Annotated in this window: 32 protein-coding genes; 23 read left to right on the forward strand and 9 right to left on the reverse strand. The window is 34.4% G+C overall.

Annotated elements, in window-relative coordinates:
* Nucleotides 1–15 precede the first annotated feature (15 nt).
* The 19 genes from K0A91_RS00355 (at nt 16) to K0A91_RS00445 (ending at nt 10,214) form a co-directional block, all read left to right on the forward strand.
* Complete coding sequence (locus tag K0A91_RS00355; protein WP_295007009.1) at nt 16–315, forward strand: hypothetical protein; 300 nt, start codon at nt 16–18, stop codon at nt 313–315.
* Nucleotides 312–485, forward strand: a complete 174-nt coding sequence (locus tag K0A91_RS00360; protein ID WP_295007011.1) for a hypothetical protein — start codon at nt 312–314, stop codon at nt 483–485. Before K0A91_RS00355 ends, K0A91_RS00360 begins: the two co-directional genes overlap by 4 nt.
* Nucleotides 482–736, forward strand: a complete 255-nt coding sequence (locus tag K0A91_RS00365; RefSeq protein ID WP_295007013.1) for a hypothetical protein — start codon at nt 482–484, stop codon at nt 734–736. Before K0A91_RS00360 ends, K0A91_RS00365 begins: the two co-directional genes overlap by 4 nt.
* Complete coding sequence (locus K0A91_RS00370) at nt 729–1,286, forward strand: hypothetical protein (RefSeq protein ID WP_295007015.1); 558 nt, start codon at nt 729–731, stop codon at nt 1,284–1,286. The genes K0A91_RS00365 and K0A91_RS00370 overlap by 8 nt, the downstream gene beginning before the upstream one ends.
* Entirely contained in the window at nt 1,283–2,641 is a 1,359-nt protein-coding gene (locus tag K0A91_RS00375; RefSeq protein ID WP_295007016.1) for a hypothetical protein, read from the forward strand. Before K0A91_RS00370 ends, K0A91_RS00375 begins: the two co-directional genes overlap by 4 nt.
* A gap of 9 nt (nt 2,642–2,650) precedes the next feature.
* Nucleotides 2,651–2,851, forward strand: a complete 201-nt coding sequence (locus tag K0A91_RS00380; protein ID WP_295007018.1) for a hypothetical protein — start codon at nt 2,651–2,653, stop codon at nt 2,849–2,851.
* Nucleotides 2,852–2,948: 97 nt separating this feature from the next.
* Nucleotides 2,949–3,221, forward strand: a complete 273-nt coding sequence (locus K0A91_RS00385; RefSeq protein ID WP_295007020.1) for a hypothetical protein — start codon at nt 2,949–2,951, stop codon at nt 3,219–3,221.
* Nucleotides 3,222–3,619: 398 nt separating this feature from the next.
* Nucleotides 3,620–4,720, forward strand: a complete 1,101-nt coding sequence (locus K0A91_RS00390) for a hypothetical protein (RefSeq protein WP_295007022.1) — start codon at nt 3,620–3,622, stop codon at nt 4,718–4,720.
* 9 nt (nt 4,721–4,729) lie between these two features.
* Nucleotides 4,730–4,999 carry a hypothetical protein gene (locus K0A91_RS00395; protein WP_295007024.1) on the forward strand — a complete coding sequence of 90 codons (270 nt, stop codon included), beginning with the start codon at nt 4,730–4,732 and terminating at the stop codon, nt 4,997–4,999.
* A 10-nt stretch (nt 5,000–5,009) separates the two neighbouring features.
* Complete coding sequence (locus tag K0A91_RS00400; RefSeq protein ID WP_295007026.1) at nt 5,010–5,945, forward strand: hypothetical protein; 936 nt, start codon at nt 5,010–5,012, stop codon at nt 5,943–5,945.
* A 248-nt stretch (nt 5,946–6,193) separates the two neighbouring features.
* Nucleotides 6,194–6,325, forward strand: coding sequence for a hypothetical protein (locus K0A91_RS00405; protein ID WP_295007028.1), 132 nt, complete (start codon nt 6,194–6,196; stop codon nt 6,323–6,325).
* Nucleotides 6,318–6,512, forward strand: coding sequence for an anaerobic ribonucleoside-triphosphate reductase (nrdD, locus tag K0A91_RS00410; RefSeq protein ID WP_295007030.1), 195 nt, complete (start codon nt 6,318–6,320; stop codon nt 6,510–6,512). The genes K0A91_RS00405 and nrdD overlap by 8 nt, the downstream gene beginning before the upstream one ends.
* Complete coding sequence (locus K0A91_RS00415; RefSeq protein WP_295007032.1) at nt 6,469–8,484, forward strand: AAA domain-containing protein; 2,016 nt, start codon at nt 6,469–6,471, stop codon at nt 8,482–8,484. Before nrdD ends, K0A91_RS00415 begins: the two co-directional genes overlap by 44 nt.
* Nucleotides 8,485–8,493: 9 nt before the next feature.
* Nucleotides 8,494–8,736, forward strand: a complete 243-nt coding sequence (locus K0A91_RS00420) for a hypothetical protein (RefSeq protein WP_295007034.1) — start codon at nt 8,494–8,496, stop codon at nt 8,734–8,736.
* An 18-nt stretch (nt 8,737–8,754) separates the two neighbouring features.
* Nucleotides 8,755–9,015 (forward strand): hypothetical protein, encoded by a 261-nt coding sequence (locus K0A91_RS00425; protein WP_295007035.1) that lies wholly within the window; start codon nt 8,755–8,757, stop codon nt 9,013–9,015.
* 41 nt (nt 9,016–9,056) lie between these two features.
* The gene (locus K0A91_RS00430; RefSeq protein ID WP_295007038.1) at nt 9,057–9,536 is read left to right on the forward strand and encodes a hypothetical protein; all 480 of its coding nucleotides are present in this window, start codon (nt 9,057–9,059) and stop codon (nt 9,534–9,536) included.
* A gap of 180 nt (nt 9,537–9,716) precedes the next feature.
* Nucleotides 9,717–9,848, forward strand: coding sequence for a hypothetical protein (locus tag K0A91_RS00435; protein WP_295007040.1), 132 nt, complete (start codon nt 9,717–9,719; stop codon nt 9,846–9,848).
* 14 nt (nt 9,849–9,862) lie between these two features.
* Entirely contained in the window at nt 9,863–10,060 is a 198-nt protein-coding gene (locus K0A91_RS00440) for a hypothetical protein (RefSeq protein ID WP_295007042.1), read from the forward strand.
* Nucleotides 10,053–10,214 (forward strand): hypothetical protein, encoded by a 162-nt coding sequence (locus K0A91_RS00445; RefSeq protein WP_295007043.1) that lies wholly within the window; start codon nt 10,053–10,055, stop codon nt 10,212–10,214. The genes K0A91_RS00440 and K0A91_RS00445 overlap by 8 nt, the downstream gene beginning before the upstream one ends.
* A gap of 128 nt (nt 10,215–10,342) precedes the next feature.
* Here K0A91_RS00445 and K0A91_RS00450 read toward each other — a convergent pair whose 3' ends face one another.
* From K0A91_RS00450 to K0A91_RS00490, 9 genes are all read right to left on the reverse strand, one after another.
* Nucleotides 10,343–11,674: an AAA family ATPase gene (locus tag K0A91_RS00450; protein ID WP_295007045.1), complete on the reverse strand. Its 1,332-nt coding sequence runs from the start codon at nt 11,672–11,674 to the stop codon at nt 10,343–10,345.
* A 52-nt stretch (nt 11,675–11,726) separates the two neighbouring features.
* Nucleotides 11,727–11,951 (reverse strand): hypothetical protein, encoded by a 225-nt coding sequence (locus tag K0A91_RS00455; protein WP_295007047.1) that lies wholly within the window; start codon nt 11,949–11,951, stop codon nt 11,727–11,729.
* An 84-nt stretch (nt 11,952–12,035) separates the two neighbouring features.
* Nucleotides 12,036–12,320: an HU family DNA-binding protein gene (locus K0A91_RS00460; RefSeq protein ID WP_295007049.1), complete on the reverse strand. Its 285-nt coding sequence runs from the start codon at nt 12,318–12,320 to the stop codon at nt 12,036–12,038.
* Between the two features lie 103 nt (nt 12,321–12,423).
* The gene (locus tag K0A91_RS00465) at nt 12,424–12,621 is read right to left on the reverse strand and encodes a hypothetical protein (RefSeq protein WP_295007051.1); all 198 of its coding nucleotides are present in this window, start codon (nt 12,619–12,621) and stop codon (nt 12,424–12,426) included.
* On the reverse strand, nt 12,618–13,031 hold the full coding sequence (locus tag K0A91_RS00470) for a hypothetical protein (RefSeq protein WP_295007053.1): 414 nt from the start codon (nt 13,029–13,031) through the stop codon (nt 12,618–12,620). The genes K0A91_RS00465 and K0A91_RS00470 overlap by 4 nt, the downstream gene beginning before the upstream one ends.
* Nucleotides 13,032–13,121: 90 nt before the next feature.
* Nucleotides 13,122–13,316, reverse strand: a complete 195-nt coding sequence (locus tag K0A91_RS00475) for a WGR domain-containing protein (protein WP_295007054.1) — start codon at nt 13,314–13,316, stop codon at nt 13,122–13,124.
* 52 nt (nt 13,317–13,368) lie between these two features.
* A complete protein-coding gene (locus K0A91_RS00480) occupies nt 13,369–14,043 on the reverse strand; it encodes a DNA/RNA non-specific endonuclease (protein WP_295007056.1) in 675 nt (224 codons plus the stop codon).
* 26 nt (nt 14,044–14,069) lie between these two features.
* Nucleotides 14,070–14,747: a dUTP diphosphatase gene (locus tag K0A91_RS00485; protein WP_295007058.1), complete on the reverse strand. Its 678-nt coding sequence runs from the start codon at nt 14,745–14,747 to the stop codon at nt 14,070–14,072.
* A 10-nt stretch (nt 14,748–14,757) separates the two neighbouring features.
* The gene (locus tag K0A91_RS00490) at nt 14,758–15,003 is read right to left on the reverse strand and encodes a hypothetical protein (protein WP_295007060.1); all 246 of its coding nucleotides are present in this window, start codon (nt 15,001–15,003) and stop codon (nt 14,758–14,760) included.
* A gap of 331 nt (nt 15,004–15,334) precedes the next feature.
* On the opposite strand from K0A91_RS00490, the gene K0A91_RS00495 reads away from it, so the two are divergent.
* Genes K0A91_RS00495 through K0A91_RS00510 form a run of 4 tightly spaced genes read left to right on the forward strand, consistent with a single transcriptional unit; the run spans nt 15,335 to nt 16,687 of the window.
* Entirely contained in the window at nt 15,335–15,604 is a 270-nt protein-coding gene (locus K0A91_RS00495; RefSeq protein ID WP_295007062.1) for a hypothetical protein, read from the forward strand.
* On the forward strand, nt 15,594–15,785 hold the full coding sequence (locus K0A91_RS00500) for a hypothetical protein (protein WP_295007064.1): 192 nt from the start codon (nt 15,594–15,596) through the stop codon (nt 15,783–15,785). The genes K0A91_RS00495 and K0A91_RS00500 overlap by 11 nt, the downstream gene beginning before the upstream one ends.
* Nucleotides 15,782–16,135, forward strand: a complete 354-nt coding sequence (locus tag K0A91_RS00505; RefSeq protein ID WP_295007065.1) for a hypothetical protein — start codon at nt 15,782–15,784, stop codon at nt 16,133–16,135. The genes K0A91_RS00500 and K0A91_RS00505 overlap by 4 nt, the downstream gene beginning before the upstream one ends.
* Nucleotides 16,136–16,150: 15 nt before the next feature.
* Nucleotides 16,151–16,687 (forward strand): hypothetical protein, encoded by a 537-nt coding sequence (locus tag K0A91_RS00510; protein ID WP_295007067.1) that lies wholly within the window; start codon nt 16,151–16,153, stop codon nt 16,685–16,687.
* Nucleotides 16,688–16,818: the final 131 nt, after the last annotated feature.

Below are 16,818 nucleotides of genomic sequence, written 5' to 3' on the forward strand. Positions count from 1 at the left end.
TAACTGGAGGACAGTATGTTAAATAAAATAAAAGACATCCTTACTACCGCTACAAATAACCTTAAAACTAAAATCAAAACAAACCCACGCTTTATGGCGACACAACACTTCCAAGAAAGGCTTTTACAAAGATTTCAAGATGAGGATTTACCTCGCCTTGAAAGAACGATTGAAAAGGCATTTCTACAAGCAGAATGTGGATCTAAAATAAGATACACACATCCGGCTTATGGGATTACGGTTGTTGGGCAAAAGTTAGGCTTAAATGGTTTTGAATTGGTTACTTGTTGGCAGAAAGAAGAGGATGCAGAATGATGATGGAAATGATTAGTTGGTTAGTAGTGGTATACATAGCAGTTGCCTTTGTAATGGCGATAGCTGTATTAATTACGAACTATAAAAAATTGAAAAGACTAAATTGGTGGCAGCAAATTTTATTTTTTGTACTACAACCAATTTTAATAATAAGAGAAGGAATAAAATGAATAACAACCCATTAAAAATTAGACCAAAAGAACATTTTTTCGTTCAAGGTCTAAAGAGAGCTTTTGAGTTAAGTGCAATACCCGCTATTTATGAGTTTGTTTCTAAAAATCTTGATTCTATCAGGAGAAATGAACCAAATGAGTGGTGTATCGGCACTTCGACAATTGTTTATTCAGTAGATGATAACAACACCATCCATCTTATTACAGGGTGGGTTGGTAGCAGGAATAAGGAGGCTAAAAATGGCTAAGCTGATGATGTATGATGGAAAAATTACTGACATCTTCAATCTTCAAAAAGAAGATGTTGATAAAGAAGTAATAATAAGAGGTTCAATTAGAATCAATAGATTTCTGGGGCAAACAAGTTATGCTTATCCTGTTGCCAGTCATTTGATTGGCGGGTGGAGATATCTTAATGACATAGGGGCAGACATTCTTTTAAAGAAGCAATGGCTCATCCATGAAGCATTTGAGTCCTACTCAGGTGTGGATCTGCCATCTCCTTTAAAAGCTATGCTTCCGGACTATAAAGATGCAGAGAAAAGAGCTTTAAAAATTATCGCAGAAGCGTTTGGAGTTAATCCTGCGGAGAGCGATGAAATCAAACATCTTGACAGAAGCATAATGGTTTCAGAAGCATTATGGCTTATGCCAAATAGAGAATATTGGGAGTTGTTCGCTTTAGAGCAAGACATTCATCCAATATCTCAAAAATATGTGCTAGAAGCATATGAGCCAGAAAAGCTAAAAACAATGCTGGAGAGCATCTGGTATGAGACTTTCGGAGGCGAAAGATGAGCTGTTGCACAATTAAAAAAGAAATATCTTCGTCAATAAAAGAGCTTGATATATTAAAGTCAAAATTTGATGAAGTAGTGTTAGAGAATATGCAAGAGTATAGACTCTTAACGCTTAGAGATAAAGCAAACAGATCTAATTACGATTGGATTGTGTGGCTAGAAGTAAAAATACCCTATGCTTCAAAGAGTAGCGGATATGGTTCTTCTTGGTCAGACAATGACTATCTCAAAGGAGTGTGCGGAAGTATCTGCGATTGGGTAGAAATACTCAAAAATTTTGAAAAATCCGATAAAGGCAAACAGTTGTCATTGTTTGAGGATGATTCAGAAGAAGAGTTTGAGAAAGAACCGGAGATGCCAAGCGGAGAGAGCGGCAATTGGAATAAATATTTCAAGGATTGCTACAATGTAAGGAGAAGAAATTTGATGAAGCAATATAGCTTTTTTGAATTATGCGACTTTACTATCGCTTGGTATAGCTATAAAGAGCCTTGGGTTGTTGATAGTTGGAGGAAACAACTACCAAAATCAAATAAAGAGATGATTGAGCTTGTAAAAGATGCAATTATTAAAGGAACTACTACTGATGAAGGTCATGGAAGATTTGATGATTTTTGGTGGGATGATGAATATGGTTATATGACTTGTGATGGCGCATTAAGCAATATAGAGCTGATAAATAGAGTTAAATCTTTAATTAGACTATATCTTGTGCCATATACAAGCTATTTTCATGTGAGTACAGATTTATCTTGCTCTCATTGGATTTTTGAAGAGCAAACACGCTATCGCTATTGGTTTGACGGTAAAAAAATTCAAGGCTCCTCTTGGAGTGGCGAGAAAGATTTACCGTCCTATGAACTTTATGATTTAGAGTTTATAGATTGGCTAAGAAATCATTTCAACATTTCATATAAAGACGTTGTGAGTGATGAACATGTTCTTAAACAAAACCTTCGCCACTTTTTTAGTTCCATACTTTGGTATGCCAAAGATGAATATGACTATGAAGCAAAAATCAATACTTTTAAAGATTGGAAGCAGTTCAAATCTGATATTTTTTCTTTTTTGAAGAAAAAAGATATTGATAAAAGCAACGGCGGAGGAAGTGGCTACTCTATTGATGGCTTTAGTAGTAGTTATGATCTATGTAGCAAAGGCTCTATCGTAGTCAGACAAAACAGAGATCTAAGAATTACTCTAAACAGAGCTATGGATGAGTCAACGCTTGACGATTATGGATATGTCGAAGTATTCAATTTACAAGGCGATGAGATATATGGAGAAGCCTTTAGGGTGTTTAAGAAAGAAACCATAAAACAAACTTCACTGTTTGATTTTATGGCAGCATAAGGAGAAGAGATGCAAATATATGAGCTTGAAACAAAAAACGGAAGAGTGTTCAGCGTTGCGGTTGCAAACAAAAGTCAACAGGCGAGGCTAACAAAGGTCATCCATGACAACAAGAGCAAATCTTATGAAGTTTTTGTACGCATTGAGGTCATTAAAAGTGGCATACACGACATTAAGCAATTTGAAAAACTTGCAGATAGCTTGGTGTAGAATTAATAAATAACAAGTTACTCATAAGAGCTTACCCATGAGGGAATCACTTCCCTTATGGGAGGTATTCTCTCTTAGATTATCTGAGGAGATAATTATGACAACAAAAAAAGAAACTAAAAAACTGATATTAATTGCTATGCTAAAAGGATTTATCCATGCAACAGTTATACCAGTTGTATTTATGTTTGTGATTGCACACATAAGCCAAAGTGTATATTCGCTTGCAACACCGATACTTTATGTATTGATTGCTAGTTGGATTTATATGAAGTCGGAAAATAAAGATATATCAAAAACGATATTCTTTAGAACTCTAGGCGTGGTTTTTGCGGGATTGATGATCTATTTGATACTTATAGTGTCTTAAAACGCATCGTCAATAAAAGTATAAAGCTTTGGAAATTTTCCACTTCGGACAACGATAGAGTAGAAGCCTATTAAAAGGATTGCTACTAGAATATGCCCATAGGCTTGAAAGCCAATAAGAAGTAAGAAGCAAAAAGCAATAACGAACAAAGCAAAGTGATTATAGTTCATCAATAACCTAAGTGTTTTTGAAGAATTATACCAAAAATAAAAGAGTTATTTTAGAGAACACTCTAATATAGCTTAATCAAAAAAATCAAACTTCCTCTTAACACCTCCACAAACACCTCAAAAGTAAAAGCATAACGATTTAATAATGCTGAGACCGAAATAATGTAGGCTCACTTTTAAACAGGTAAATAGTGGTTTTGGTTAATTGGATAATCAAAGGAAAAACAGATGAAAACAATTACAGTAAACACAAACGGATTATTAAACGCAGTTGCAGTAGCTAACAATTTTATGCCAGCAAATGGCGACTTTGTTGGTAAGTTGGTTCTAGTTGGAAATAGCGGAAAGCTAGAAGTTAAATCTTCTGATTACGAAAGAGCAATTATCTTTAAGGAGATAGACTTTGTTTCTTCTGATCTAACGGATGCTGATTTTGCTCCTATGTCAATAGATGGCAAAAAGCTTCTAACTACGTTAAGAGCGGCTAAGACCGATGAAGCAATGATTGAACTACACGCTGAACATATTATTGTTAAAAGCGGCAGAAGTAAAATCAAAATTGAAACATTAGCCAATACCCAAAACATTGAAATAGCTACCGGGAACGGAAGCAGTTTTAATCTTGGTAGCAAAATAGGTCAATTTGAGCAGATTTTACACTCTGTAGATACAAATAATCCAAAGTTTGAGCTAAACGGTGTTCTGGTGCAAGTAAATAACGGTGTGTTTAATATCGTTGGTACAGACACTAGAAGATTGGCGGCAATAACGTCTGAAACAGATATTGAGAACACTAGCATTATTGTTCCAAAAAGCGCAATTAGCAACATCGTAAAGTTGTTTGCGGGCTTTGATGTTTCAGCGGAGATTGACGATTCAATACTTACTGTATATACAGCAAATGTTTCATTCCAAACAAGACTAATCAATGGCAAATTTCCAGAGTGGCAAAGAATAATGCCACAAAGTTTTTCTCAAACCATAACAATGGGAAGAGAGAAACTCTCAGAGCTTGTCAAAGAAGCTTCACTCTTCGATCAGCAAATCAAGATCACAATAAAAGACTCAACGATTCTTTTAGAAGATTTTGAGGGCGCTACAAAAGTTGAAGATGCTTTTAGTGATGAAAATGCGGACATTATGTTTGCGGTGAACGCTAAATCAATTCTTGACTTCCTCGGCTCTTTTGATGACGATAATGTACAAATTGGCTTTAACGGTGCAAATCTGCCTGTTATGCTGATCGCTAGTCCATCATATAGAGAAGTGGTTATGCCCATTATAATGGCTGACACAAAAGAGGAAGAAGTAATAGAAGATGCTGCATAAGGAGTGGTTATGTTTGATGAAAACCAATTAAATAAAATATTTGGTTTTTTTCTAAATAAAAAGGGAGTTGTTCCTAAATTTAGAAAAACCAAATACGGATATAGGACATATAACAGTGCTTGGAAACTCTTCAAAAATACTTTATCAATTGTCTACACAAAGCCTACAAAGATTTATAATGGCTGCGACTATGACAATGGTACGGAAGAGACTAGGTATCAAATAATAAAAAGAGAGGCATCAATAGATATTGTCTTTCTTTATACAAAAATAATATAAGGAGATAAAAATGCAAACATCTAATTTCTCAAAAAGCTCAGTGGTATCACACTCTGAGCGTGGCAATGGCGGTAAAAGCAGTTACAGAGGTAATGCAGGCGCAAACTTTATGCGTGATGTTATGCTTTTTGGAATCGAAAATACTAAGTCAACTCCTCAAAATTTCTACTTTGTAGATGCAAACGAGGGTTCCGGTACAAGTAGAGATGTCGCAAAAGAATTAGGAATTATCTATACAGGTCTTGACTTGCATGGGATGGTTCCCACAATTCAAAACGACTTTACAAAAGACAGTATTACCAATAAATTAAGCCGTCCTGTCGAAATGGTGTTCACACACCCTCCTTATGCAGATATGATTCAGTATAGTGGCTCTCAATGGGGAAATAAAATCTTACAAACTGATACTTCAAATCCGACTCTTACTAAAGAGCAGTTTTTAGAAATGTCGCAAGTAATGCTTTTAAACCAAAGAGAAGCCACAAGAGACGGTGGTTTATACGCTACCCTCATTGGAGATATGAGACGCAAAGGTGAGTTTTGGAGCTTTCAAGCAGACTACCAATTAATGATGCCAAAAAGCGAGTTGATTAGCGTTGCAATAAAAATGCAACATAATTGCCAAAGCAATGGCAGAAGCTACGGTGGTTCGTTTGTTCCCATAACTCATGAGTACTTACTAATTTGGAAAAAGAAAGCTGCTTCTCTCTTTGCTATAGGCTTTGAGACAGCATCACAAATTCAAAAGAAAGTAGGGCAGACTTGGCGCTCTGTTATACGCATAGCGATGATGAAGCTTGGTAAAGCATCTTTACAAGAGATATATGCCGAAGTAGAAAAAGTAGCATCTCATTTGATTGCTAAAAATCAAAACTGGCAAGCAAAAATTCGTCAACAGTTACAACTACATTTTACGAATGTAGAACGTGGCGTGTGGGCGGTATAAAAGGACAATTATGGATTTAATTTTTTTATTACTCCCACTGGGAGTAGCTTTTATAAGCTATCTGTATTACAAGAGATTACTATAAGAAAAGAATTGAGATTACATTATTTTTTTGTGTAGCTATCTTGGTAATGAACACAATAGTTTAGTTGCTTCATAGAAGCTAATCCCAAACAGGGGCAAGACATACCATGTTAAATCCCTGTAGGGATTGGTATGTCTTTTTTATTCTCATAAAGGAGATTGTTATGGCAATTGCAAAAGAAATAAATGTTGAATATGACTCTGAAACAGAGCATTATGATGGCTATTACGATTCAGAAGAGCATAACGATGCGTGTGATAGTGCTCATGTTACTTGGAAGGTGCTTAATGTCTAAAAATGAAGCACTAATTATGCTGCAAGACAAAAGACAAAAGTGTATCGTCTACACTAGAGTTATGGGCTATCACAGACCTACCGAGAGTTTTAATACTGGTAAGGTCGGTGAGCATAAGCAAAGAAAACAATTCAAGGAATCTTATGGATATAATCAAAAAAATAGATGCGGAAATCTCTGCACCTAAAAAAACCAAAAAACCAATTCATCTCACTTTAACAAAAAAAGAAGACGGCTCTTACAGGTCATTACTTCCTTTTAAAATAGAAAGTGGCGAATATATTCTCAATAGCTCGTCTATAAAAGATAAGGCGGTTGTATTGGAATATGAAGATGGAGTGATAAGAATAGAGTTGGATAGCGAAGAAGAGCAAATTAACGCTTTCCTCTCAAAAGATGAGAATGCTATCTTGAAAGCGATTAAGGGTGTTATTTCAAACGATAACTTTTGCCATGAGCCATCTTTTATAGTTGGTCCCCCTGGAACAGGTAAAACAAAGGTAATCACAAAAATTCTTGAAAAGACTGTTGAAAATAATCTCAGGGTCCTTGTGGTTTCACCTACAAATAAAGCTGTTGAAAATGTGTTTGAGAGAATAGATCTTGAAGCACTTGATTTGATCCTTGGGGATGTTGTTGTATCCATAACGACAGACCACAAGGATATTCAGCAACTTTCGCCTGAAAATTTGAAACTAAAAAAACTTCAACCTATTGAAGATGAGATTCAAATACTAGAAGAGACAAAACAAGATGCCTTAAAACAAAAAAGAGATTATCAACCAAAACTGAGATCTCTTGAGTTAGAGCAAGAATCTAACCATACTGCGCTAAGCAACATCAAAAGAGACATTGAAGCTAAAAAACACACTTTAAAAAGTGTGAAAAGCATCTTGTCTGACCTAGATTTCAGAATCAAGGTTTTGACGGGAAATGAAATGTTAAGGAGCGTTGCTAGTGCCATTATGGGCAGAAAACTTACAGAGCTTGATAGTGAAAAAAAGGCAGAAGAATTGAGAAAAAAAGAAGTGGAAAAAGAGATTCTCACTCTTGATCAAAAAGCTTTAGAGACTGAAAGCACAACTTCCACTACAAAGAAAAGCGTTGATACTGTAATGAAAGAATTTGGAGAGCTAAACAAGCTTATTCAAATGATTGATAAACAGCTTCAAGAGCTTAAGAAAAAAAGGGAGCAGCTAAAAAAGAATGACGTTTTTGCAACAGCTAAAATAGTTGGCGCAACGCTTTTTGGTGCTGCTTTAAATCAAAAAATTCAACAAGGAAATTTTGATATAGTTATAGTAGATGAAGTCTCTATGGCTATATTGCCCTTACTTATAACTGCTTCGCAGGCATTAAATGACCGACAGATTGATTTTGCATGTGCAAATGACTCTTCGTTGTATGATGCTCAAAACAAAGCAGTTGCATTGGCTCTAAAATCAAAATTTGTTCTCGTCGGAGATCCAAAACAACTTCAGCCCATAGCAAAAACATGGGATTTAAAACAATCCGTTTTTTCATTCTATGGTATTGAAGAAATGTTTAAAGGGAATGCAGTAAAAAACACTGTTCTACTTGACATTAATTTTCGCAACCATCCACATATCACGTCTTTATCATCAAAACTCTTTTACGGGGGCATGCTGAAAAGTGGTAAAGAGGATTCCGCTACAAAGAGCCTATACATTAGAAAAAGCACATCTAAGATGGTCCATTCTAATGGTAGCTTTATAAACCATGGAAACATGAAAATTGTAGTGGAGCAAGTAACCAAAGCTCTTGAGAGAGGCAGAAGAAGCATAGGGATAATAACCCCTTATAAAAAACAAGCCGCTCTTATAGACGAGGCACTATCCCCATTAAAAAAAGAGTATCCAGATGCAGATATCCAAGCAGGCACCGTACACGTTTTTCAAGGCAAAGAAGCTGAAATCATAATTTATGATTTAACTTTTTCGCCATCTGAAAAAAGCGATTACATCCCGCCTGCTTACGATGGAGACATAGCATCAGATACCGCGAAACTGCTTAATGTCGCTATGACAAGAGCAGAAAGCTTTTTTATTGTTGTGGGAGATGTTGAGGGAATTTTAAATCTTAAAAACAGAGGGCTAGTCCTTAAAGATTGGGTTTTTGAAATCAATGAATTAAAATAGGGAGATGGTATGAATCATTACATCTATAACAAAGAAGGAGTTGCAGCCGCATTGGGCTTATCTAAATCGCATCAAGTAAATCGATATAAGGATAACGCTATTAAAGCTGGAGTGCAACCATCGATAATAACAGGAGGAGTGGAATTATTTGATATTGACATATTAACAAATCCACAAAAATACATACAAGCAAATACGAAGCCTTTTTTTCAACAGCAAAAAAAGGCTCGTGTTCAATTGTCATTATTTTAAAAACAAAAGGAAAAAACAATGAAAAAAACAATAAGTGTGCTAATCGTAGTATCGTTAGTTGGAACAAGTTGTTTTGCAGATACCGATGTTTCTGTAGTTCCGGAAAGCAATAGCTCAGAAGCAACCGCAGGTAATGTAGCAAAGCATGTAGTTTTATCACCGCTTTATGTTGTTTTTGGGGCAGCAGCCTTGGCAAAGACATTAGCCGTAGGAACGCTTGTAGTTGGAAAAACGGCTGTTGATGGAGCAATTAGCTTTGTTGAGCAGGACAGCAAATAGTTTGCCGAAAAAGCAGACCAAATTAAACAAAGGAAAAAACAATGAAAAAATGGATCAATAAAAGAACAGGGGAAGAGTTTGTGGGCGATACACTTGGACTTATGAGTGTTAGCTACAATGAACACACAAATGAAAGCTCTTTTTATCTCGGAAGTCTTAACGCCGTAGTGTTGACTGTTAACGGAGAATTGGACGATATTGATGTAGAGCAATATATTCAAGACTACCTTGCTGATTGGCAGGTGGCAGAAGAAAATAAAACTACTTCTTTTCAGAAGCTCTCTGATGTTCTACAGCAAAGACTCTCCGCAAACAATATGTTTTTCAGAGTTGGCGATAGTGTTGTAATAAACAAAGACGCTGATTTTTCAGAAGGAGATCCGATAATTAAGTTTGTTGGAAAAAGAGTAACAATAAAAACTCTTGATGAAGAAAAAGAAAAATATACGGTAGAAGAACTTCCGCATGAGTTTATAGATGCTGATTTTGATACATCTACTTGTATATTAGCAAGCAATTAACTACTCCATGCCCTCCTAGCGGGCATTTCATAACTAACCACTCGAAATAGGTGCATTTGCAATAATGTAGAAGAGTGGCTGGTATTCCTAAGTGTGGCACTTAATATAGTCAAAGGAGTCATTTAGCTAAATGGTCTGGATGGCTACCAGACTATATTAAACCACACAAAGGGATACCCCATGAAAACACTAATCACGGTAATTGTACTTTCTGTATTTGCTTACGCATCAGTTGGAGCATTAATGCAAACTGTTGAAACCAAAAAAGCTCACGCTGAACGCATTGATAATGCGCTAGCGTTGATTAACTAGGCAAGGAGTAGATTGTGAAAGCAGCAATTAATACAGATGTAAAAAACGCACTAGCTCATAGTAGCAAGTTGAAATCTCCGAAAATCGATCTTTTGAAGTATCAAGATTTGATGCAAAATGATGGTTTTTTGAGAGCAGATTGTTACTACGAAAATAGTGCGATGTTTGCTATTGACAACAATAAAGCAATAGAGGAAAGATGTCATGGTTAAAGTAGTTCAATATACAATCATTGAAAATGATTTTTATTTCTTTGTAGAGGGCAATAATCGCGCTCTTACTAAACGTGAAATTGAAACACTTCTTGGCATGGGCTTAGTAAATCTAAGCCAAAAGCAATATGAGCAAATTGTGACATCAAGATGATTCAAAGCTTTAAATTGTCAACAGTACAGTTTTGTTCTTGCTTGAAAAAAGCAAGCACATCAACCTAGAGAAAAACCAAAAAACTTAAAGTTTTTACGGTTTTCGCCCAAGCGGTTTTTTCTTTTTTTTCAATTTCCCTTCAACGCTCTTTGGTTGTTGTAATCATAAAGCTCGTTCGTTTCATTCAACCATTTTTCTAATTTTCTTAAGACCAATGTAATGTCAGAATCAAGCTCGAATATTTCGTCTTTGCTAACTTTTTTTTCTCCAACAGTGTCTTCTCTATGATATATGTGGTCTTTGTAGTTCTGTAAAAAAATATTGCGCTCTATTCGCCCTTCAATATTCTTGGCAAAAAGATAATTATCTTTAAGCGATTTGATGTTTTGACTAATTGTTAAGATAGATATTTTGATTTCATCTATTGCTTGCCTGCTTTTTTGAAACTCTTCATCTGCATTGTTGCCATAAAAATTATAAGAATAATTCAAAACATTAGATATCTGAGAACGCATTTTTGATACAACATGTTTATATGCATCTTGATTTGCTTTTAGAACTTCTGCGACTTCAGATGGATTTCCAAAAATGGTATCAAAGATAACTCTCTTGGTTCTGCTGATATCGTCGTAATGCTTCCATGCGATATCAAGCAAGATAAACAAATCAGATAAATCAACATAATCTCTACCATTAATATACGCCGATACCTGAAATATATCTAGGGAACTTTGTAGTTTCCTGTCAGAAACTCTTACCTTTTCAGCTTTCAATTTTTCTTTAACTAAAGCGTAAAGTCCCACAAAGTCATCATGAATAAAGACTTCAGAAGCATTTACTCTTATGGCTTTAATCTCTTCTATTGTCATAGAAGCTGAAAAATCTTGAGTTCTATCAAACTCTCTCTTCGCAAAGCGTTTAAAATTTTCAGAATCAGAGATTTCATTAACCCAAAATCTAAAAAGCAATCTATCGTCAAATGCGTCAACAGCATCATTGTCAGGCAATTCGTTTGAAGCAGCAAACATTGATAGCATAGGAGATCTTAATTTCCCTCTACCTCTTTGAAAAAAACTTCTACTTGAATGAGTAATGCCAAGTTGAGAATTTAAAAGTTGAGATGGTCCTTTAAAAATCTCATCATTAAAAACTATATGCGAATCAAGCATTGACTGCTCAATATTATATGTGACACTACCGTCAGACTCTGTGATTTTTGTGCCAAACAGCTCTTCTATTGTTGTTGTGGGAGTAATAAGATATTCAAAATATTTTACTTCCTCCACAAAATGCTTAATAAGCTCAATAGCATATGTCTTACCTACACCCGGAGGTCCCAAAAGCAGCATGTGTTGCTGAGAGTAGAGCGTAAGTAAAATCATAGGTACAATATGCTCTCTCTCAATGAGCTTGTTGTTCATCTCTTGTATTATTATTTGGGTTTTTTCTTTTATTGTCATATTTATTCCTCTAAATAGCTTCAGCCCCAATCCTCTTTAAGGATTGGGTAGTTCACATAGACATGGTTAATTCATCTTCATTGATAACAATCAAGCCATAATCCGTCAAATTTACATTAAAATATTGCTGAATTGCATCGCCAATTTCTTGATTGACTTCTTTTAAAATACCCTCTGTATGTTCCTGTATTTCATTGTCTTTAAAATCATACGCAAGCAGTAGTTTGTTTTCTTCGTCTTTTTTGATCGCCATATTGTGTTTTTTTATTATCAACATTTTTTTTCCTAATTTTAAATTTTCTATACAATGCGCCGAAGTGCACTGTGGTAAAAACTCACTGCAACAAGTAGCGAAAATTCGCTACTTGCCTGCCGCGACACGATCTTTAAGTGTTTTACCAGATTTGAACTTTGGTACAATTTTGTCCTGAGTCGTATAAGTTTTGTCCGTTCCCGGAACCTTACCGCTTTTGCCTTTTTGCAATGCTGTCTCAAAGCTTCCAAAGCCTACTAAAGAAACGGACTCTTTGTTTACCAGTGCAGATGTGACTGCCTCCGTAAAAGCTTTAACAGCAACTTCCGCTTCCTTTTTTGTTTTGTATTCGCCTGTATCTTGCACTAGCTCTATGAACTGATCTTTTGTCATTAATATCTCTCCTTGTCAGGGTTCTAGTTGATTTTTTTATTTTTTGCTATACCCATTGGCAGGGAGCAAGTTTGCTTCTATTGATTTTTTTAAGAACAATAGATTAATTACGATATTCATTGTAAATATACTCACTCATTCCTATGTGTTCTAAAATCTCTTCTATAGAAAAATCATCAAGCGTTTTTTCTTTTTGCTCAAATACCTCTGTTAAAACTTCATCTACATTATCAATTATGCCATAAGGATGCGTTTCTGTTTTTTCGATTTTTATCTTAGCTTTCGCTTCTTCTAGCGTCATTTTAAACCGTACCTTTCTGGACTAGGAAGAGCACCTTTGCCACAGTTCACAAAGTTATAAGTATTAATTAGCTCGTTGTATCCATTGTCTCTTGCATCTTCTTTTTTATCACTGTTTAGAGTGCTTAATGCAATTAAAACACCGTATGTAGGGCTTGATGATGCAAACTCTTGCACATCATACATAGTAATTTCATTGTAAAACTCTTTATTACAAGTTTTTGCCTCGTAATAATCTTTTACGACTTTTGCAGCGGATGGAAGTAAATTCTCAAACCCAGCTAAAAAGCCTCTCATCTCTTCACTTTTTACTTTGTTTAAATCAAACAATTTGCTTTCAAACTTTACCGCTTTATCTGATGCTAAAAGCATACAACCAGATATCAATGTTCCAACGATTATTTTTTTCATTATTTTGTTCCTTTTATAATTTTATTTTCTTCGATGATGCGCTCTTCACACATTTTGCAAATAGTCATCAACTCTTTTTTTCATTTGTCATTAAATATCATCCCAATATCCTTTTTTGAATTTAAGCTCTACAAGCTTTTTTAACCGCAAAACAGCAACATCAAGTGCATCAAAGTACTCATCGATTTTGCCAGTAGGCTTACTGTTTCTAATACTTCCGTACTCCCTTGTTAGCGTAAAATCTCCAAAGAGAGTAGGGCGAATTTTAATGCTGTAATAACGCACTCTGTTTCCTATTCTTCGATATATTGTTTTTTGGTTGTTTATGATATGCATTTTATTTCATCAATCTCTTGCATGCAATTTCATAATCGCTAACATTTTTATTTGAATCTACAATAGGTTTGTTCTCAAAATAAAAACATCTTTGAAAATTCTGTTCTTTATTGTAATATATTTTCCAAAAAGCAGTAGGAATGGCAATCTGATTATGTCCTATGCGCTTAGGATTATTAGAGTAGATTACGCCATTAAGAACATTAACTTTACCCATTTTTGTTGCCATGACTCTTCCAAATCGCTCTAAACCTGCCCAAGCTTTTTTATCTCTGTTTACTGTGAAATATTGTGGAATAATATTACTCATAACATAAATTGCATTTAGGCTTCGTTGAGAATAGTCAAACGACGCATCTTCCGCCATATGTCCTCTATCCATTTTGTAGCGATTATTCGTATAATCGGAATACTCACTTCTGTATTGGTTCGGTATGTTTTTGTCTAAATAAAAGCGAGGACGTTCCTTAATATTATTCTTGTTTACCAAATCGCCCTTTATTGTATAAGCAACATATTTTGCACCCTTTACCTTGTAGTCATAACAAGTCTTGAAATAGCCATTATTTTCAAGGATTTGATCGCATACTTTATTATTAAAAAATTGATGTAAAAAAGTATCAGTTGCTAAGGTTAATGATGTAGCAAATATTAATATTAATAGCGTTTTTTTCATTTTGTTTTTCCTCTACACTAAGTTACTCAAGTATTTCCATTAGGATATTCTTGTTGTAACCTGTTTAAAATTTCATCACTTGACAAATTTGGATTAGATTGAATAATCTCAAGCATCACTTCATTATCTTCCTTTTCATTCCATATTTTGATATACGTACCATCCTTATAACCATTATCTTGACGGAACTTATTTAAGATATTCTTTCCCAAATATTTAATATATAGTTCATCAAAACTTAACCCGATCAAAGCGCATGTGTTAAAAAATTGAGACACAATCGCATTAATTTTAGGGCAATTTTTTGTTGCTTCGTTTAGCATCTCCTCAGCCATTTTGATTGTATTCTCATGTTTTTCATCATAACTATATTGCGAATAAGAAACAGCAATGACATGCTTATATAAATTATCAATACGCTTTTGATAATCAACTCTAAGCATTTCACTCAAAAGAAAGTGCCAGATATCAACAAGCTCTATCTTTGCATTTTCTATATTGGGCTCGGCATCAATATTTTTCCAATGTTTCCATGGGAAGGAGTCAATAAATTCCACTGCTTCCATATATATACAACGATGCCAGTTAATAATTTTACCATTTTTAGTAATACCTTTTTCCCAATCTAAGCCATTTGTTTCATCATTGAGTTTTTGCTGTAAATCCAGCATTCTTTGAAGTTTTTGTATATTTTCTATATGCATTCTCTTTTTCCTATAAATCATTAAGAGGAAGATTTTTCTCTCTTTCTTCACGAAACTTATTCATAAACTCATTTTCCGCAATAATTGCATCTATTGTCTCTCCTAATATTTTTGGAGTAATTTTACCATCTTCATCAAGCTCAAGTTTTATAGCTTTAATTTTTATTGCTTTATAAGATTCTTGTGAAATCTGGAACCTTTTTGAAACAACATCCTTGTTAGCCATTTTTTTTTGTTTTAAATCTTTATCTTCCATTTTTGCCCTTTTTGTATTATAAAATACATTTAAGTTAAATTCAGATACAATAATACAGTTTATTTAATTAAATGTCAATAGATAGGCTTTTTTTGCAATTTATTGAACTTAATATTTTAAATGATACATAAAATTATTTCTCTAGGATTGATTTTATGTTTTTTATCTGTAGTTATGCTAGTGTTAAACGCTTTTAGCAGTGGTACATAATATACATTATGTACCATTCAATATAATATATTTAAAATGCTAATTCAGAAATGGATATATATAGTATTTTTTCATATATTAAAAATTCAATATATGCAACAAGGAAAGGATAATTACAAAAATGACAAAAAAAGCTCAAATTACACTACTACATAAAACATTCAATGAAATTGTTAGTTTCTGCAAAGACTATGATGTTTCGGCATTAAATAAAGAAAAAGAAGAAATTGTCAAATTAATTGAAGAAATTAAAACTTATGCCACTACAGACACAAAATATCTGCAAAATGTAAAAAAAGTTGCAATAGAAACAAAAAAGTCTATATCTTTAAAAATAGATGAACTTGAAAAAAAAGAGTTCTATAGTGACAAGTTCAGCTATGCAAGTTGATATTACAAAAGTTGGTAAAGTTATTCAAGATTTCTCCAATAAATGTATCGAAATAAAAAGCAAGGAGGGTTTTTCAATGTGGAAGCAGAACTATAAAAGCAAAGAAGTATTCAATAGGGCTTTTAGAAAAATAGATAAAAAGTTTTCAGAAGAACTAAAAAGAAGGGAGAAGGAGCAATGAGCACTTCAACACAAAAAAACTATATGGATTTAATGGATGAGTTCTTTTTTGAGACGAGCAAGCTCAAAAGCAATGCAACAAATCAAGAAGTTGTGGAGCTGCTACAAGAGAATAAATTGCTCATCAATGAGATTGCAGCTCTTGCAAAGGCTACCGAGCTTTTTTGGCTCTCTAAGCATAAATACGAAGAGTTTAAAAAAGAGATGTTTGAGAACAGAGAAAAAGGTATGGAGAGGATCGTATTCGCATATCAACAGTTACTAAAAAGAATAACACGGTCTCTAAGTAATATACACATGAGGGGTGCTATTGTAATAGCTATGCCATTATTGGCAGATGCCCTATCTTAAGAAGAGGGGGAATAGATGAGAAATATAGATCCAAGATTAGAAGCAAGACTCAAAAAACTTTATGTTCTTGCAAAGCAGGGAGTAGGTGGTGAAGCTATTAATGCTCAAAAGCTCTTAGAGGATCTGCTTGAAAAGCACGATATGACTTTAGATATGCTCATCGATACCGAAACCAAAAAATACTTTTTTAACTATAAAACCGAATTTGAGAAAGATATACTTTTTAGAATTGTATCAAATATCAAAGAGGAGTCGAATTTTTCATATCTTCAAAGAAAAGGACGAAGAAAAATCGGCTTTGAATTGACGGCTTATGAGTACATCGAAGTAGAGATACAACGAGAAGCTTACACGGAGAGCTGGAGAAAGTATCTTGAGCAGGCTCAAAGTGCTTTTATAGTTGCAAATCGACTTACATATTACAGTTCTGGAGAGAGAAAGCCAAAAGATGATAAACCACTCACTCCAGAGGAGCAAGCAGAGATACAAAGAATACTCCAGATGAGTGTCGGAGTACCTGATCCTAAATTTAAAAGAAATCTACTTAAATGAAGGAGTTGAAATTGTATATCAGAAGCGCTAAAGAAAAAGAAACCGTTTCTTTAGTGGGCTTTGGAAGCTTTGCGTCTGATGCAATAGCCAAAGAACTAGTGGCTTAATTGCCACACACAGAAACTACTGAC

It is taken from the genome of Sulfurimonas sp., assembly GCF_019429335.1.
In the GTDB taxonomy this organism is placed as follows: Bacteria; Campylobacterota; Campylobacteria; order Campylobacterales; family Sulfurimonadaceae; genus Sulfurimonas.

Excerpts from the sequence above, each read along its gene's own strand:
- K0A91_RS00355 (WP_295007009.1), top strand. The coding sequence starts at position 16 with ATGTTAAATAAAATAAAAGACATCCTTACTACCGCTACAAATAACCTT.
- K0A91_RS00360 (WP_295007011.1), top strand. The coding sequence starts at position 312 with ATGATGATGGAAATGATTAGTTGGTTAGTAGTGGTATACATAGCAGTT.
- K0A91_RS00365 (WP_295007013.1), top strand. The coding sequence starts at position 482 with ATGAATAACAACCCATTAAAAATTAGACCAAAAGAACATTTTTTCGTT.
- K0A91_RS00370 (WP_295007015.1), top strand. The coding sequence starts at position 729 with ATGGCTAAGCTGATGATGTATGATGGAAAAATTACTGACATCTTCAAT.
- K0A91_RS00375 (WP_295007016.1), top strand. The coding sequence starts at position 1,283 with ATGAGCTGTTGCACAATTAAAAAAGAAATATCTTCGTCAATAAAAGAG.
- K0A91_RS00380 (WP_295007018.1), top strand. The coding sequence starts at position 2,651 with ATGCAAATATATGAGCTTGAAACAAAAAACGGAAGAGTGTTCAGCGTT.
- K0A91_RS00385 (WP_295007020.1), top strand. The coding sequence starts at position 2,949 with ATGACAACAAAAAAAGAAACTAAAAAACTGATATTAATTGCTATGCTA.
- K0A91_RS00390 (WP_295007022.1), top strand. The coding sequence starts at position 3,620 with ATGAAAACAATTACAGTAAACACAAACGGATTATTAAACGCAGTTGCA.
- K0A91_RS00395 (WP_295007024.1), top strand. The coding sequence starts at position 4,730 with ATGTTTGATGAAAACCAATTAAATAAAATATTTGGTTTTTTTCTAAAT.
- K0A91_RS00400 (WP_295007026.1), top strand. The coding sequence starts at position 5,010 with ATGCAAACATCTAATTTCTCAAAAAGCTCAGTGGTATCACACTCTGAG.
- K0A91_RS00405 (WP_295007028.1), top strand. The coding sequence starts at position 6,194 with ATGGCAATTGCAAAAGAAATAAATGTTGAATATGACTCTGAAACAGAG.
- nrdD (WP_295007030.1), top strand. The coding sequence starts at position 6,318 with ATGTCTAAAAATGAAGCACTAATTATGCTGCAAGACAAAAGACAAAAG.
- K0A91_RS00415 (WP_295007032.1), top strand. The coding sequence starts at position 6,469 with ATGGATATAATCAAAAAAATAGATGCGGAAATCTCTGCACCTAAAAAA.
- K0A91_RS00420 (WP_295007034.1), top strand. The coding sequence starts at position 8,494 with ATGAATCATTACATCTATAACAAAGAAGGAGTTGCAGCCGCATTGGGC.
- K0A91_RS00425 (WP_295007035.1), top strand. The coding sequence starts at position 8,755 with ATGAAAAAAACAATAAGTGTGCTAATCGTAGTATCGTTAGTTGGAACA.
- K0A91_RS00430 (WP_295007038.1), top strand. The coding sequence starts at position 9,057 with ATGAAAAAATGGATCAATAAAAGAACAGGGGAAGAGTTTGTGGGCGAT.
- K0A91_RS00435 (WP_295007040.1), top strand. The coding sequence starts at position 9,717 with ATGAAAACACTAATCACGGTAATTGTACTTTCTGTATTTGCTTACGCA.
- K0A91_RS00445 (WP_295007043.1), top strand. The coding sequence starts at position 10,053 with ATGGTTAAAGTAGTTCAATATACAATCATTGAAAATGATTTTTATTTC.
- K0A91_RS00450 (WP_295007045.1), bottom strand. The coding sequence starts at position 11,674 with ATGACAATAAAAGAAAAAACCCAAATAATAATACAAGAGATGAACAAC.
- K0A91_RS00455 (WP_295007047.1), bottom strand. The coding sequence starts at position 11,951 with ATGTTGATAATAAAAAAACACAATATGGCGATCAAAAAAGACGAAGAA.
- K0A91_RS00460 (WP_295007049.1), bottom strand. The coding sequence starts at position 12,320 with ATGACAAAAGATCAGTTCATAGAGCTAGTGCAAGATACAGGCGAATAC.
- K0A91_RS00465 (WP_295007051.1), bottom strand. The coding sequence starts at position 12,621 with ATGACGCTAGAAGAAGCGAAAGCTAAGATAAAAATCGAAAAAACAGAA.
- K0A91_RS00470 (WP_295007053.1), bottom strand. The coding sequence starts at position 13,031 with ATGAAAAAAATAATCGTTGGAACATTGATATCTGGTTGTATGCTTTTA.
- K0A91_RS00480 (WP_295007056.1), bottom strand. The coding sequence starts at position 14,043 with ATGAAAAAAACGCTATTAATATTAATATTTGCTACATCATTAACCTTA.
- K0A91_RS00485 (WP_295007058.1), bottom strand. The coding sequence starts at position 14,747 with ATGCATATAGAAAATATACAAAAACTTCAAAGAATGCTGGATTTACAG.
- K0A91_RS00490 (WP_295007060.1), bottom strand. The coding sequence starts at position 15,003 with ATGGAAGATAAAGATTTAAAACAAAAAAAAATGGCTAACAAGGATGTT.
- K0A91_RS00495 (WP_295007062.1), top strand. The coding sequence starts at position 15,335 with ATGACAAAAAAAGCTCAAATTACACTACTACATAAAACATTCAATGAA.
- K0A91_RS00500 (WP_295007064.1), top strand. The coding sequence starts at position 15,594 with ATGCAAGTTGATATTACAAAAGTTGGTAAAGTTATTCAAGATTTCTCC.
- K0A91_RS00505 (WP_295007065.1), top strand. The coding sequence starts at position 15,782 with ATGAGCACTTCAACACAAAAAAACTATATGGATTTAATGGATGAGTTC.
- K0A91_RS00510 (WP_295007067.1), top strand. The coding sequence starts at position 16,151 with ATGAGAAATATAGATCCAAGATTAGAAGCAAGACTCAAAAAACTTTAT.